General features: G+C 43.6%; 13 protein-coding genes. 4 read left to right on the plus strand and 9 right to left on the minus strand.

The window, feature by feature from the left end; genetic code table 11:
* Positions 1-32: 32 nt before the first annotated feature.
* Together hppD and FHW88_RS23440 are read right to left on the minus strand one after the other, a co-directional pair.
* Complete coding sequence (gene hppD / locus FHW88_RS23435) at positions 33-1178, minus strand: 4-hydroxyphenylpyruvate dioxygenase (protein WP_176628075.1); 1146 nt, start codon at positions 1176-1178, stop codon at positions 33-35.
* Positions 1179-1262: 84 nt separating this feature from the next.
* Complete coding sequence (locus tag FHW88_RS23440; protein WP_176628076.1) at positions 1263-2420, minus strand: homogentisate 1,2-dioxygenase; 1158 nt, start codon at positions 2418-2420, stop codon at positions 1263-1265.
* Between the two features lie 695 nt (positions 2421-3115).
* Between FHW88_RS23440 and FHW88_RS23445 the strand changes: the two genes are divergently transcribed.
* Both FHW88_RS23445 and FHW88_RS23450 read left to right on the plus strand, forming a co-directional pair.
* On the plus strand, positions 3116-4111 hold the full coding sequence (locus FHW88_RS23445) for a fumarylacetoacetate hydrolase family protein (protein ID WP_176628077.1): 996 nt from the start codon (positions 3116-3118) through the stop codon (positions 4109-4111).
* 367 nt (positions 4112-4478) lie between these two features.
* Positions 4479-5369: a flavin reductase family protein gene (locus FHW88_RS23450; protein ID WP_176628078.1), complete on the plus strand. Its 891-nt coding sequence runs from the start codon at positions 4479-4481 to the stop codon at positions 5367-5369.
* A 44-nt stretch (positions 5370-5413) separates the two neighbouring features.
* Here FHW88_RS23450 and FHW88_RS23455 read toward each other — a convergent pair whose 3' ends face one another.
* The 6 genes from FHW88_RS23455 to FHW88_RS23480 all read right to left on the minus strand — a co-directional run bounded on the left by FHW88_RS23455 (position 5414) and on the right by FHW88_RS23480 (position 10828).
* A complete protein-coding gene (locus FHW88_RS23455; protein ID WP_176628079.1) occupies positions 5414-6457 on the minus strand; it encodes a two-component regulator propeller domain-containing protein in 1044 nt (347 codons plus the stop codon).
* 425 nt (positions 6458-6882) lie between these two features.
* Positions 6883-7581: a L,D-transpeptidase family protein gene (locus FHW88_RS23460; protein WP_090528456.1), complete on the minus strand. Its 699-nt coding sequence runs from the start codon at positions 7579-7581 to the stop codon at positions 6883-6885.
* A 218-nt stretch (positions 7582-7799) separates the two neighbouring features.
* Positions 7800-8546 (minus strand): LytR/AlgR family response regulator transcription factor, encoded by a 747-nt coding sequence (locus FHW88_RS23465; protein ID WP_090528453.1) that lies wholly within the window; start codon positions 8544-8546, stop codon positions 7800-7802.
* Positions 8543-9577: a sensor histidine kinase gene (locus FHW88_RS23470; protein WP_218117274.1), complete on the minus strand. Its 1035-nt coding sequence runs from the start codon at positions 9575-9577 to the stop codon at positions 8543-8545. The genes FHW88_RS23465 and FHW88_RS23470 overlap by 4 nt, the downstream gene beginning before the upstream one ends.
* Before the next feature lie 27 nt (positions 9578-9604).
* The gene (locus FHW88_RS23475) at positions 9605-9940 is read right to left on the minus strand and encodes a DUF4288 domain-containing protein (RefSeq protein WP_090528450.1); all 336 of its coding nucleotides are present in this window, start codon (positions 9938-9940) and stop codon (positions 9605-9607) included.
* 33 nt (positions 9941-9973) lie between these two features.
* On the minus strand, positions 9974-10828 hold the full coding sequence (locus FHW88_RS23480) for a LiaF transmembrane domain-containing protein (RefSeq protein ID WP_176628080.1): 855 nt from the start codon (positions 10826-10828) through the stop codon (positions 9974-9976).
* Positions 10829-10878: 50 nt separating this feature from the next.
* Here FHW88_RS23480 and FHW88_RS23485 point away from each other — a divergent pair, with 50 nt between their 5' ends.
* Positions 10879-11019 carry a hypothetical protein gene (locus FHW88_RS23485; RefSeq protein ID WP_176628081.1) on the plus strand — a complete coding sequence of 47 codons (141 nt, stop codon included), beginning with the start codon at positions 10879-10881 and terminating at the stop codon, positions 11017-11019.
* A 27-nt stretch (positions 11020-11046) separates the two neighbouring features.
* Positions 11047-12252, plus strand: a complete 1206-nt coding sequence (locus tag FHW88_RS23490) for a hypothetical protein (RefSeq protein WP_176628082.1) — start codon at positions 11047-11049, stop codon at positions 12250-12252.
* Positions 12253-12567: 315 nt separating this feature from the next.
* On the opposite strand, the gene FHW88_RS23495 is transcribed toward FHW88_RS23490, so the two are convergent.
* Positions 12568-12975, minus strand: a complete 408-nt coding sequence (locus FHW88_RS23495; protein WP_090528441.1) for a LiaF transmembrane domain-containing protein — start codon at positions 12973-12975, stop codon at positions 12568-12570.
* Positions 12976-13751: the final 776 nt, after the last annotated feature.

Below are 13751 nucleotides of genomic sequence, written 5' to 3' on the forward strand. Positions count from 1 at the left end.
AAAATCCGAAATCGAGATTCCGAAATCCGAAATCAAAGATTTCCCCTTGCTTCTTGTTCACGTTCAATGGCCTCAAATAGGGCTTTAAAATTACCTGCGCCGAATGATTTGGCACCCTTGCGCTGAATAATTTCAAAGAACAGGGTTGGCCTGTCTTCAACAGGTTTGGTGAAGATCTGCAACAGGTATCCTTCGTCATCGCGATCAACCAAAATACCTAAGCGTTTCAACGGCTCAAGGTCTTCGTCAATATGGCCAACACGGTCAATCAGATCATCATAATAAGTTGAAGGAACAGTTAAGAATTCAACGCCCCGGTTTTGCAGTTCGGTAACAGTAGCTACAATATCATGGGTGGCAAGGGCCAGGTGCTGTACACCTTCGTCCTCGTAAAACTCCAGGTATTCCTCAATCTGCGATTTCTTTTTACCTTCGGCAGGTTCATTGATCGGGAATTTTACATAGCCGTTTCCGTTGCTCATCACCTTGCTCATCAAAGCCGAATATTCGGTCGAGATCATTTTATCATCAAAAGTGAGGATATTTCGGAAACCTAAAACCTCTTCATAAAAGTTAACCCATTCGTTCATTTTATGCCAGCCTACGTTGCCCACGCAATGGTCAACATATAGCAGACCGGTATCTGCCGGGTTGTAGTTATTTTCCAGCTTTTGATATCCCGGTAAAAACAAGCCTTTGTAGTTTTTACGCTCGATGAACATATGCACGGTTTCGCCGTATAATTTGATGCCGCTGGTACGTACTTCGCCGTTTTCATCAGTCAGGGTTTGCGGTTGCTGGTATGGCTGGGCGCCTCGTTTGGTGGTTTGCTCAAAGGCATCATAGGCGTCGTCAACCCAAAGGGCCAGCACTTTTACACCATCGCCATGTTTTTTAACATGATCGGCAATAGGGTGATCAGAGTGCAGGGGAGTGGTAAGCACAATCCTGATTTTGCCTTGTTGTAATACGTATGATGCCCTGTCGCGCACCCCGGTTTCGGGTCCGGCATACGCCAGGTTTTGAAAACCGAAGGCGGTTTTATAGTAATGGGCAGCCTGCTTGGCATTGCCTACATAAAATTCCACATAATCGGTGCCGTTAAGGGGCAGGAAGTCAGCCCCCTCTAAATCTCCCCCGGTAGGGGAGACTTTTTTATCTAAAGTTTGTGTGTTCATGGTTAATTATTGCAATGATTTTTGAGTTATTGTATTAGTGGCCGGAGTTTAAAACCTTTCAGCTTTCGCCTTTAACCTTTCGCCTTACTCTTGCCAGCTCTTATAATAATTTTCGTCCTCAATCTTAATCGCGTCTTCCGTAAGCATCAGCGGCCTGAATGGGTCTATCATCACCGCCAGTTCGTCTGTTGATTCCTTGCCTATTGATTTTTCAACCGAGCCGGGGTGCGGGCCGTGTGGGATACCCCCCGGATGCAGGGTGATCTGCCCTTTTACTACACTTTTGCGGCTCATGAAATCGCCATCTACATAGTACAAAACCTCATCGCTGTCTACATTGCTGTGGTTATAAGGTGCAGGGATAGATAACGGATGGTAATCAAACTTGCGGGGCACAAAGGAGCAGATCACGAAGTTATTACCCTCAAAGGTTTGGTGTACCGGTGGTGGCTGATGTAACCTGCCTGTTATTGGTTCAAAATCATGGATAGATAGCGCCCAGGGATAATGGAATCCATCCCAGCCCACAAAATCAAAAGGATGAGTGCCATATATATAGGGATAAATAAGACCTTGCTTTTTGATCAGGATCTTGAAATCGCCATGTTCATCATAAGTTTTCAGATCGGCCGGCAGTTTGATATCGCGCTCACAATAAGGCGAATGCTCCATCAATTGCCCATACTGGTTGCGATAACGCTTTGGCGGCCGGATAGGGCTAAAGCTTTCCACAATGAAAAGCCGGTTGGCCGTGCCGTCAAACTCCATCTGGTAAATGGTGCCGCGGGGGATCACCAGGTAATCGCCGTATTGGAACTTGATGTTGCCGAAACCTGTTTTTAAAGTACCTGTGCCTTCGTGAATGAAAACTACTTCATCGGCCTGGCTGTTCTTATAAAAATAGTCGGTCATGCTTTGGCGCGGTGCTGCCAGCGAAATATGCAGATCGCTGTTTACCAGTACCGGCTTGCGGCTTTGCAGGTAATCATCCTCGGGCTTGATATTGAAACCTATCAAACTGGTATGTTTCAAGTGTTTTTCGCGCGCTATTTTAGGTTCCACGCTGTAGGGCTCGCCAAGGGTTTTTACAATGGTGGGCGGATAGGCGTGGTACACCAGCGAATAAAGGCTTGAAAAACCTTCGGTTGACACCAGCTCTTCGGCATATAAACTACCATCGGGCTTACGGAATTGCGTATGCCGCTTAGGCGGAATTGATCCTAAACTATGATATAGAGGCATGGATTGGTTTAATTGGTTAACTATAAAACGTATAAAATGCTGATTTGTGTTCGGGCTAAAAAGTCCGTAACGCATAACCTGACCATTTAATAAATAATTGGTTAAAAATAATAGAGGAAAGAGGAGGGGAAATTAGTATTGCGCCAGCACGATCTTAGCAAGCATAGCATCTCTGAACGATGACGCATCGCTCATGGAGGTTAACCCCAATGAAAACAGAAAATGCATTTGTACGCGTAACATGATACTAAGTTAGCGGGATTATATTTAGGATGCAAGTTTTGGGTTGAATAGTGAGTGGTTGATTAGGTGACTGGTTAGTTATTTTTTAATCCTTACGCCGCCGCTCGGCTCCAGCCCATAGCCATTAACCTAAGAGATTAATTTAGCACATGCGCTTTAAAATCCCCTCTTGAGAGGGGGCGTAGTGGGAAAGAGCGGGAGCAGGGGTGTGTTATACAAGCGATAAGCTGCACGTAGAATAACACACCCCTCCACCCCTCTCAAGAGGGGAGTCGCACATTCCCTCGCTTTGAAGAGTTTTTTCCTTAAGTTAACGGCTATGGGCTGGAGCCGAGCGGTGGCAGTATATCTTTATATACGCCCGCGAGAGGGACCTCTCAACTTAATCAACCATTCACTATAATTCCCTCAATCAAAATCATTAGCTTTGATTATACCAATTAAGCTACTCTATGAAATTAGTATCCTATAAAACCGAAGACCGCGAACATCTTGGCGTTTTTGTTAGTGGCCATATCTACAATTTAAACTCCTGCGATAAGCTGATCCCCGACAATATGAACGAGTTTTTATGGGGAGGCCCCGAACTGATGGAGCATGCTGCACGGGTTAACGAAGATATCCGGTCGGGAAAGATAGAGGCTAAAGAGGAACTGTTTTTTGAGCTGATGGCCCCGGTGCCGCACCCAACATCATGCCGCGATGGTTATGCGTTTCGTCAGCATGTGGCTTCGGCAAGGCGCAACCGTAAGCTGGATATGATACCCGAGTTTGATCAGTACCCTATATTTTATTTCACTAACCATAACGCTGTACAAGGCCCCGGCGAAATTGAATGTATGCCCGATCATTTTCAAAAGCTTGATTTTGAGCTGGAAGTTGCCGTTGTTCTCAATAAAAAAGGCCGTAACATTACCGCCGCCGAAGCCGATAGCTTTATTGCCGGTTACATGATCATGAACGATATGAGCGCCCGTACCCTGCAAATGGAAGAAATGCTGCTGAACCTTGGCCCGGCAAAGGGTAAGGATTTTTCGACGGTGATTGGTCCCTGGCTGGTAACGCCCGACGAACTGGAGCAATATAAAGTACCTGCAAAACCTGGTCATACAGGGAATGCCTATAACCTGGAGATGAAATGCGTGGTGAATGGCAAACAGGTATCCGCAGGTAATATGGCCGATATGGACTGGACCTTTGCCGAGATCATTGAGCGTGCTGCCTATGGTTGTGATGTTTTGCCGGGCGATGTAATTGGCTCAGGAACGGTTGGTACAGGTTGTTTTCTTGAACTGAATGGCACCGGTGTACTTAATAATGCAGATTATGAACCACAATGGCTGCAGCCGGGAGATTTGGTTGAAATGGAGGTTACCGGTTTAGGCATGCTCGGGAATATTATTAAAAAATCCAATAGTGATTTTTCGATATTGAAGTTGAAGAAGTAAGAAATAATACCAGTAAGCATAAAATGCGTCATTGCTATAACCCACCAGGAAACCCCGGGAAAAAATGGTTATGACCTTTAAAATGTATTATGACGTGCGGGGCCGCGTTAGGGATTGCAGTGAAAAGCCCACAGCGCGTGCAGGGATTGCGGGTAGGAAAGGCGAGGACTTGTAACGGAAAGCCCGGGCCGCAGGCAACGCCCATGTTATAAAATTGATCGAGAAAATATACTTAATAATCAATAACTTATAATTCCGTCATTATAAGGTACGAAGCAATCCCAAACTATACAGAGGGACTTGTATAGCTTCTCTGCCAATTGGGGATTGCTTCGTACCTCGCAATGACGGTGAAAGTAAAACGTCCATGCCCACCATCCACATATCCGATCTTTCTCCTGTTCAACTCCAAAGCTACCTGAACTTTGCGGTAGCTCCGCGACCGATTTGCCTGGCCTCAACGGTTGATAAAGCCGGGAATGTAAACCTGAGCCCTTTCAGTTACTTTAATATTTTCAGCGTTAATCCGCCCATATGTATTTTTTCGCCATCACGGCGGGTGAGGGATAATACCACCAAACACACGCTCGAAAATGTAAAAGAAGTGCCCGAATGCGTGATCAATATTGTTAATTATGATATGGTGCAGCAAACTTCGCTCTCAAGCGTAGAGTATCCGCAGGGTGTTAATGAGTTTATTAAATCGGGTTTAACACCTGTACCATCCCAATTGGTAAAACCGCCACGCGTGGCGGAGTCATATGTGCAAATGGAATGTGTAGTTAAGGAGGTTGTTGAATTGGGACAAGGCCATGGCGCCGGCAATCTTGTATTCGCCGAAATCAAGATGATGCACATTAATGATGCCGTTTTAGACGCGGATGGCAAAATAAACCAGGCCAAAATGGACCTGGTTGCCCGGCTTGGCGGCGACTGGTATTGCCGGGTTACTAAAGATAACCTGTTTAAAGTAGCCAAACCCAATACCAAAATGGGTATAGGTGTTGATGCACTGCCTTATGCTATCCGCAATTCGAGGATCCTTACAGGTAACAACCTCGGGCAATTGGGTAACCTCGAAGCTATACCCGGCGATGAGGCTATCGAAGCCTTTGCGCTTACCCCGGAGATAAAAGAAGTACTTGATGCCACCATCGGCGACAGCCAGACCCGTGAGCTGCAATTACATTTGAAAGCTAAGCATTTACTTGAAGAAGAGCGGGTTGAAGAAGCTTTGATGGTGTTGCTGATGGAATGATAGCTGAATACGTATTCTTCTGCCAGTGTGAGACGGATCATCAGCTACATCCCTTTAAAGTCTGTTATAGTGTTTCCATCATACCGGTACACTCCACCTATAGCACCAAACCAAATATTTCCTTTATCATCTTCTAAAATCCCAAAAACCATTGGCTTATTAGTTATTTCGGTTACTGATGGCTTTTTATCAGACAAGGATTTTTCATCGTAACGGGAAAGCGCCCAGGCCGCTGTATTAGCGCTAAAACCAGAAAGTACCCTGTTGGGGTTATCAGCACTTTCTGAACTTGTCCAAATGTTTCCTTTTTTATCTTCGTAAACGTAACCCGCAAATTTCCGGGTGAAATTGGTAAATGAACTACCATCATAGCGCCACAGTCCATCACCGCCGGCGAGCCAGATATTGCCCTTTTTATCTTCCATTACAGAACGAACATTGGTAAAAGGTTTACCATTACGGCTGAAAACGTTAAATATTTTTCCGTCGTACACAAAGGTGTTGCCTCTTGTGGCAAACCAAAGCTTGCCCGTTCTGTCTTCAATAATTGAATTAACTTCGTAAGGTGCCCTATCCGGAAATGTTTTCCCTGTTGGGTCTTCATTCATCCCATATCCGTTTATGATATAATTCCGAAATGATATTCCATCATACCGGCTTGTTCCACCCCAAACGCCGAACCAGATGCTGCCTTTTTTATCTTCATAAATACTTACAACATCATTATTGAGAAGGCCATCCTTTATTGTAAAATTACGAAAGGATTTCCCGTCGTAACGGTAAACACCTGAACCGATAGAGCCGAACCACAAGTTGCCTTTCCTATCTTCTAAAACAGAAAAAAAGCGGGCCGAACTCACTTTACTTGTGATATTGGTAAAGGATTTCCCATCGTACCGAAAAATACCATCAAATGCAGCAATCCAAATGTTGCCTTTTTTATCTTGTATGATATTACGGGTGATTCGGTTAGGTCCGGCGAAAGGGATTACGCTTTCGGCATGCTTTTGCTGGGCCTGTGCAGGGGAATAAATTACTCCTGCCAGCAGAATAATCAGGCAGGACAAAACGTTTCTTTTATTTTTCATATCATATCAAAGTTGATCCAGCGAAATTACTTTGATACCTTACTGTCAGAAGAACCAGGATTGTAAATAAAAATGTAAACTTTGTAAATAAAGTCTCCATGTTATGCCTGGTGGCCGAAGTCTCCTCCCCGGGGAATGCAAATCCTTATTCGGATTGACATTGAGCGTGTGTTAACGCCAGAAGTGTTCGGAAGAAATAGAAAAAGCGAGGGATTGTGCGATTCCCTCCCCTGGGAGGGTGTAGGGAGGGGTTTTATTCACAGACTTATTCGCCTGAAATGAAGTATAAACCCCTCCCTGCCACCACGAAATCCAGCCGCACCCCTCCCAAGGGAGGGAATTAAAATCTTTCGAATACTTCTGGTGATAATACCGATCACAAGCTAAATATTTGAGCCCCATCCGCGTAATCAAAAAATCAACGGTTAATAAGCGTATTCCTTCCCCTTAAGATGATAATCAACTGGTAGCTGTCGTTTTTCAAATAATTCGTAAGCCGGTTTGAGGCTGCGCCAAAAGGCATCCTGTCTGTAAGCCGCATAGCGCTTTAAGTTTGCGTCATCCATCCGGAAAGGGAAAATATCAACACGGACTTGCTTTTGGCCGGCTACAAATGCCTCGTAAACCAGGGTATAAATTTCTTCTATCCGTGCATCGGTCATGGCATAGCAACCTATAGAAGCACAATGCCCATGTACCATGATGGCACTGCCGGTATAACCTTTGGCTTTTTCCACAGCATTAGGATAGCCTACATTAATAGCCAGGTAATAGTTGCTTACCGGGTTTAGTTGTTTGGGCTCTATGGTATATAAGCCTTCCGGGCTTTTACCGTCGCCGCTGCGGGTTTTGGTACCTAACCCGCCTGAATATGTGCATACGTCATAAGTTTTAAAGAGCTGGTATTTATTAGCCGATTTTACCCATACTTCAAGTACGCTGATGTCTTTAATGATACGGAGGTACACTGAGCCATAGGGGGCAAAGCCTTTGTCTTTAAGCTCTTTCTGAAGCTTAGGCCATACTTTAAGACGCACATCGTTAGCTCTTTTGCTGTCGGGGATTTCGGTTTTGTGAAGTGCTGCCAATATAATTAATAGCAGCAATGTAATTGGTTTAGGCATTGGTCAGGTTTTTAACTATAATTATAGTTAACGGAGTTGTTGGAAGGAAATTATGCGGGAGGGGAGATTTTTTTATTGGCTAAAAATGCAGGTTATAATCTCCATGTCATTGCGAGCGCAGCGCGGCAATCGCACGGATGCATAGCCGCTCTGTATAGCATGCGATTGCTTCGTCGTCCCTCCTCGCAATGACATTTTTTTGTTGTAAGCAGTTGGTTCTATATCCCCAGCACCTGTTTCAACTTCACATACCCTGTTTTACTTACCGGGATTTTAGCGCCTGATTTCAGGATGGCCAGGTGCGCGTCTTTTTCGTATGGGTCGATACGGGTGATTTGTTGTATAGCTACGATGTAGGAACGATGAACTCGAACAAAATGATTAGGATCAAGGGTTTGCTCAAAAAAGCTCATGGTTTTGTTTTTGAGGTACGAGCCTTCTTTGGTGATCACACTTACATAATCATCATCGGCCTGTAAATACTCAACATCGGCAACGGGGATGATCTTTACCTTGGTGCCGGTTTTAACCACAATACGCTCATGCTGGGCGGGCGACTGGGTAGCGGCGGTCTCCAGCAACTCTTCCGTTTGCTTAACGGCAGGTTTTGGCGCGGCTGAGGCCAGGAACTTTTCAACCGCTTTATTAAACCGTTCTTTACTGAATGGTTTTAATAAATAGTCAACCGCGTGGGCTTCAAAAGCTTTGATGGCGTATTCGTCAAATGCGGTGGCAAATATTACGGCAGGAGGTTGTTCAACCAGTTCAAGCATTTCGAAGCCGGTAATTTTAGGCATCTGGATATCTAAAAAAACCAGGTCGGGCTGGTGCTGCTGAATGGCTTTGAGGCCTTCAAAGCCGTCGTTACATTCCTGTATCAGTTCAATGTCTTTAAAATCAAGCAGGTATTCCCTTACAACCATGCGGGCTAAAGGTTCATCATCAATAATTAAAGCTCGCTTCATAGTTGCGGTATTTTTATAATGGTAGTGTACAGATCATCGCTCGCATGGGTTTCCATTAAATCATTGCGGGCATACAGCAAATATAATCGCCGTTGCACTCCCCGCAAACCAAAACCTGTACCTTTTTTTGGTTTCGATGTTTGTGGGTCATATGGGTTCTGTACCATTAAGTTCAGGTAGCCATCCTCAATTTCACCGCGAATGCTCACTGTAACTTCGCCTATGGTGTCGTACAGGCCAAATTTAATGGCATTTTCAACCAAAGGCTGTAGCAGCATGGATGGCAGTATGGCGGTTCCGCATTTGGGGTCACAGCTTATTTCGGTTTGTAAACGGTGGCCAAAGCGTACTTTTTCTATATCGAGGTATAAATTAAGATGTGCCAATTCCTCGGTAAGGCTAACCTGTAACTGATCATCCTTTTTAAGCGTTCCGCGTAAGAAGTCGGATAACTGGTGGATCATTCTGCGGGCTTCGTCGGGCTTAAAACCAATAAGCGCGTTAATCGAGTTTAAGCTGTTAAACAAGAAGTGGGGTTGTAATTGCTGACGCAGATTATAAAGCTCGGCCTCGCGGGCCAACTGCTCGGCTTCGGTTTTGCGTTTCAGGGTTTCTTTCTGGTCGAGCTGTGAAAACCACAGTAAGCTGATCATGGCCATCCAGCCGATAGCTAAAAAGTCGGTAAAAAAGCGGATGGTTAACGACTGGGCCAGGAAACCGGTGTAAATTGTGTCGCTGTTAATGAGCGGTAACAGGTAGCGGCAGCCGGCCGTGCAGATCCCTGCAAGTGCTACGCACCAGATAAACAGGTTAATATAGCTGCCCTTACCCGGCTGATAGTAGCGTAAGTTATTGTTGATAAGCCAGCAGGCACATGAAAGCAACACGGCGCTCAACAGGCCATCGGTTGCGGCGGTGAACCATAAAAAACCAAAACTATGAATGATGTAAGTTTGTAATGCAGCCCAGGCCACACCGCATATTACAAATGCCGCATATAGTTTTGATGTTTGTATTGATGGAACTTCCAAAACGGGTTGCTTTCTGTGGTTTAAGTTTTAATTTCTGATGCCCAATAAGGCCGACTTATGATGCGCCCAGGCAATGTACAGGTCGGCATCGGGTGTTTCGTGTATGTTGTAATACAATTCGGCGCCGTCGGTAAGTTCGCCAAGCTGGTTAAGCTCGGCTACATCAATAAATTGCCATTTAACGGTTTGCTTTTCAATATTCTTGAAGCTATCCTGGTTGGCGTGACCAATCCGGTTGGCTTTTTCATAAGCCACCAGTTCATTATCTGCGCTGATCAATCTTAATTGCTCATCAAATTGTGCCTGATGGTCGCCATCCCCGCTTATCACCCTGAAAACTAATTTTGCTACGTACCAGTTCATGTTGTTTATGCTTTTCGTAATTAGCTGCCTTAATTAATAACTGCGGATATCTACCCCCGCGAATATGGATACCCCTTTAAGTACCAGCACCTTTTCGCTGCCTACGCTTGCGGTGCTTCTGATGCGTTTATCATCAACACTGGCAAAAACCGCAGCCAGATCGGATACTACCTGCCAGTTTGATGGCACTATGATTTTGGTGCCGCCGAAGATCTGGGTAATATCGATGATGATACGGCCGTTAATATCTGCCTGGGTAAAATCAAGTTCGGCGCCGCCAAATATGTTTACGATATCGCCTCCGCGGAATTGTTTGGAAAGAATGGTTTTGTTAACCCCGCCAAAAATGGATACGGTATCGATATAATCATCGCCGGAATATTTGGTGTTGTATTGCTGTTGTTTTTGAGCGTAGGGATCAACCGGGGGGATCTCGCTGCCTTCTTCTTTTACGGTGTAGTCAACAGTTTCGGCTTTTTCAAATTGGAAGGGCTCCTTTTTATCCCAGTTGGTCCATTTTTCTCCTTTGAAATCGTTTTTCCATTGCTGCGGATCAAAATGTTTGTTGCGCCTTAATATCAGCCACATACCAAATCCAATTACAGCTAAGGGCCAAAGAATACGGTCGGAATTATTGATGTTTTTGCTGAGCAGAAGCAATACACCTAAGCCTACCAGCAAAAGCCATGAGGCTTTTTTGTACTGATGCTTTGAGCCAATATAAAGCCCCCAGAAGACAAGCCAAAATGGCCACAAAACAATATTATGTGGTATAAAGAAGAGGTTGAATTGCTGAAGCAGCAGTATGCTGCCTACAGCAAGTAAAATGATCCCGGCAACAGACTTGCCCTTGTTAGGATCTTTTGGACGTTCTATATCGTTGTTCATTGTATTATCTGCAAATTGAAATCATATCCAAAACTAAGGTAACATTATAGTTGAGCCAAACAAAAATTGGCGATGTATTTAAAGAAATCGGTAAAAGGGGATGTTTTGGCGGTGAAAAAGTTGCGGTTGATTTTTTAACATCCGGCAAAAATAAAAATTTGTATGTTGTGACGGTTTTTTATCGTAAATAACCGTACTAAACTTTATCATATTAAAAAATGGAACAGGACTTTAGCCCAATCCGCGGCACGATGTTTGAAAAGGAATACACCCTCAGTATTGGATGGAAAATATTCTTATACATCTTTATTGCGACGATGATCATCGGAGGGGCTTATCTGACTTATACTTCTATAGCCGATAAAAGTTGGTGGCTGTCGTTAATCGGTATTGCGCTGATAGCGCTGGGTATTTATTGTTATCTCGAATTAAAAGCAAGTAAGATAATTATATCCAATAACGGTATAAAAAGAGTAGGATATTTTAGCAGCCGGGAACTGTTGACGAATGATATTAAAGGTTACGATACCGCCCAGGGTAAAAGGATAACAATACGGCCTGTCGATAAATCAAATAAAGCAATAGTTTTAAGCGATTACAGCTACTTTTCTGACCATCGCGAGATATTGGAATGGATATTGGCAAATTGTAAGGATCTTGATGCCGAACAGGAACGGATAGGAATAGAGGAGATCCAAAATGACGATAGTTACGGCTACACCGGCGAAGAGCGGTTGGCCGAGTTAAAACGGTTAAAGCGATTTTGCTCGTACTTTAATTATGCCGGAGCAGCTGTGTGCTTTTGGGTGTTTATATATCCCCGGCCTTATGATTTTGCTGTTTTAACAGGCATTGTGTGGCCTTTAGTAGTGATGTTTGTGTTTTATTCAAAGAGAGATGTGGTTACGCTTAACAGTGCCGATAAGAAAAAACAGGCTATATATCCATCACTGAACACTGCACTTATACTGCCGCCGTTTGCGCTTCTGGTAAGAACTTTTGTTGATTTTAAGTTAATGCATTTAACAGATGCACTTTTGCCTGCAGCCGTAATTATGGTTGTTTTAGGCGCAGCTTTTATTGGGATAATAATGAGCGCGAAGGAAAAAGCACGTGCCAACAGAACTACCTGGTTCAGCGCTGTGATGTTTGTTCTGTTATATGGTTTTACAGCACCTATCCTGATCAATTGTAATTTTGATTACGCCGAACCAAAAGTGTACACAGCACGGGTGCTTAACCAAAGGGTATTGACGGGGAAACATACTTCATATGAATTAACACTAAGCAAATGGGGGCCGAAAGAAAGCGAAGAAACCGAAGTATCCAAATCGCTTTATTACCAGGCCAAAGTTGGGGATACTGTATACATAAATCTAAAGCCCGGACTTTTTAAAATGCCATGGTTTTATATCAGTAAGTAGCATAAATATTCGATGCATTCAGGGACACGAACCAGTGTTCCACTTTCAAAAAAACAGGGTGTTCAACTTTTGAAAAACGGGTGTTCAATTTTTTATTTTTAAAAAAAATAAGTTGTTGATTGTCAGCGTTGATGTGTTCATTTTTGATGAATTGAAAATAAATGAAAAAGCTAAGTTGTTGATTAGTAATGCTGTTTGCTTTCGGTAAAAAATACAAGTGTTTACACCTAAAACAGTTGAACACCCGGAAATATCAACAAAAAGCCGGGGCTTTTTAAAAATGCCCCGGCTTTGATATATGATGGATGATTGAGTTTAAGCTTCGGTTTTGGGTTGTTCAAAGTCGAAGTGTTGTTTAGCTTTTTCGTTCTTTTCCCAGAAGTCCCGGTCGGTTTGTTTGGCCGGTTTGATGGCTATCCAGGTACCAAGCAGCATCAATGCAATTGGCCAGGTTATGCGGTCGGCGTTATAAACGTTATCATTTACCAGGAATATGATGCCTAACAGTATCATAAAGATCCATGATGGTTTCTTAAAGTCATGTTTGGCACCCATGTAAGCGCCCCAGGCTATGAACCACATTGGCCAGCTAAAAAGCCAGTCGGGAATAAGGAAGGCATTGAGCTGATCTATCAGAAATAAACCACCGGCGGCCAGTAAAATTATTCCTAACATGATTTTGCCATTTCTTTTGTTTTCGGTGTTTATTATATCGTTGTTCATCGCTTTAAGTTTTAATGTTACCCAAAACTACAGCAACAGGGCAGGCGGGTCAATCAATTGTTGGCGATGTAAGGGGAGATGTCGGTAAAGTAGGGGATAAAGGCGGTGAAAGGTAGAGTCAAGAAGTCAAGATCAAAGAAGCAAGAAAAGAAGGAGTAGGTTCTTATTCAAAAATCAAATTGTCATTTCGACGAACCGGTGGGGGCATGGGGTGGTGTGAGGAGAAATCTCCTATGATGAAAATCTGCTACAGAAAGGCAAAAAGTCCTAAAAAGCGTGGTAATAGATTATATAAAGTTATAATATATAAATGACTAAGCAAACCGTGACCATGTTTTCTTAATTTTCCTTTGCAGATCAGAAGAGGAAACAGGCTCTGCTGGGGAGCAACCTGCCAGCAATATGATCTGCCGAATCAGATAAAAGAAATCTCCTATGATGAAAATCTGCTACAGAAAGGCAAAAAGTCCTAAAAAGCGTGGTAATAGATTATATAAAGTTATAATATATAAATGACTAAGCAAACCGTGACCATGTTTTCTTAATTTTCCTTTGCAGATCAGAAGAGGAAACAGGCTCTGCTGGGGAGCAACCTGCCAGCAATATGATCTGCCGAATCAGATAAAAGAAGTCTCTGTAACAGGAGACTTTTTTATTTTATCTTTTTCGCCTATGGCTAAAAAAACCTTCACCGATTTTCAATTACGTTAATGCACCGATAAATACCAATCAATCTCCTATAAGCAGACACCATTACGGGCCGCAGCATCGCGTTT

The sequence above is a fragment of the Mucilaginibacter sp. SG538B genome (assembly GCF_013376065.1).
Taxonomy (GTDB): Bacteria; Bacteroidota; Bacteroidia; order Sphingobacteriales; family Sphingobacteriaceae; genus Mucilaginibacter; species Mucilaginibacter rubeus.

Bases quoted from the DNA above. Each gene is read 5' to 3' on its own strand.
- hppD (WP_176628075.1), bottom strand. From the start codon at position 1,178: ATGAACACACAAACTTTAGATAAAAAAGTCTCCCCTACCGGGGGAGAT.
- FHW88_RS23440 (WP_176628076.1), bottom strand. From the start codon at position 2,420: ATGCCTCTATATCATAGTTTAGGATCAATTCCGCCTAAGCGGCATACG.
- FHW88_RS23445 (WP_176628077.1), top strand. From the start codon at position 3,116: ATGAAATTAGTATCCTATAAAACCGAAGACCGCGAACATCTTGGCGTT.
- FHW88_RS23450 (WP_176628078.1), top strand. From the start codon at position 4,479: ATGCCCACCATCCACATATCCGATCTTTCTCCTGTTCAACTCCAAAGC.
- FHW88_RS23455 (WP_176628079.1), bottom strand. From the start codon at position 6,457: ATGAAAAATAAAAGAAACGTTTTGTCCTGCCTGATTATTCTGCTGGCA.
- FHW88_RS23460 (WP_090528456.1), bottom strand. From the start codon at position 7,581: ATGCCTAAACCAATTACATTGCTGCTATTAATTATATTGGCAGCACTT.
- FHW88_RS23465 (WP_090528453.1), bottom strand. From the start codon at position 8,546: ATGAAGCGAGCTTTAATTATTGATGATGAACCTTTAGCCCGCATGGTT.
- FHW88_RS23475 (WP_090528450.1), bottom strand. From the start codon at position 9,940: ATGAACTGGTACGTAGCAAAATTAGTTTTCAGGGTGATAAGCGGGGAT.
- FHW88_RS23480 (WP_176628080.1), bottom strand. From the start codon at position 10,828: ATGAACAACGATATAGAACGTCCAAAAGATCCTAACAAGGGCAAGTCT.
- FHW88_RS23490 (WP_176628082.1), top strand. From the start codon at position 11,047: ATGGAACAGGACTTTAGCCCAATCCGCGGCACGATGTTTGAAAAGGAA.
- FHW88_RS23495 (WP_090528441.1), bottom strand. From the start codon at position 12,975: ATGAACAACGATATAATAAACACCGAAAACAAAAGAAATGGCAAAATC.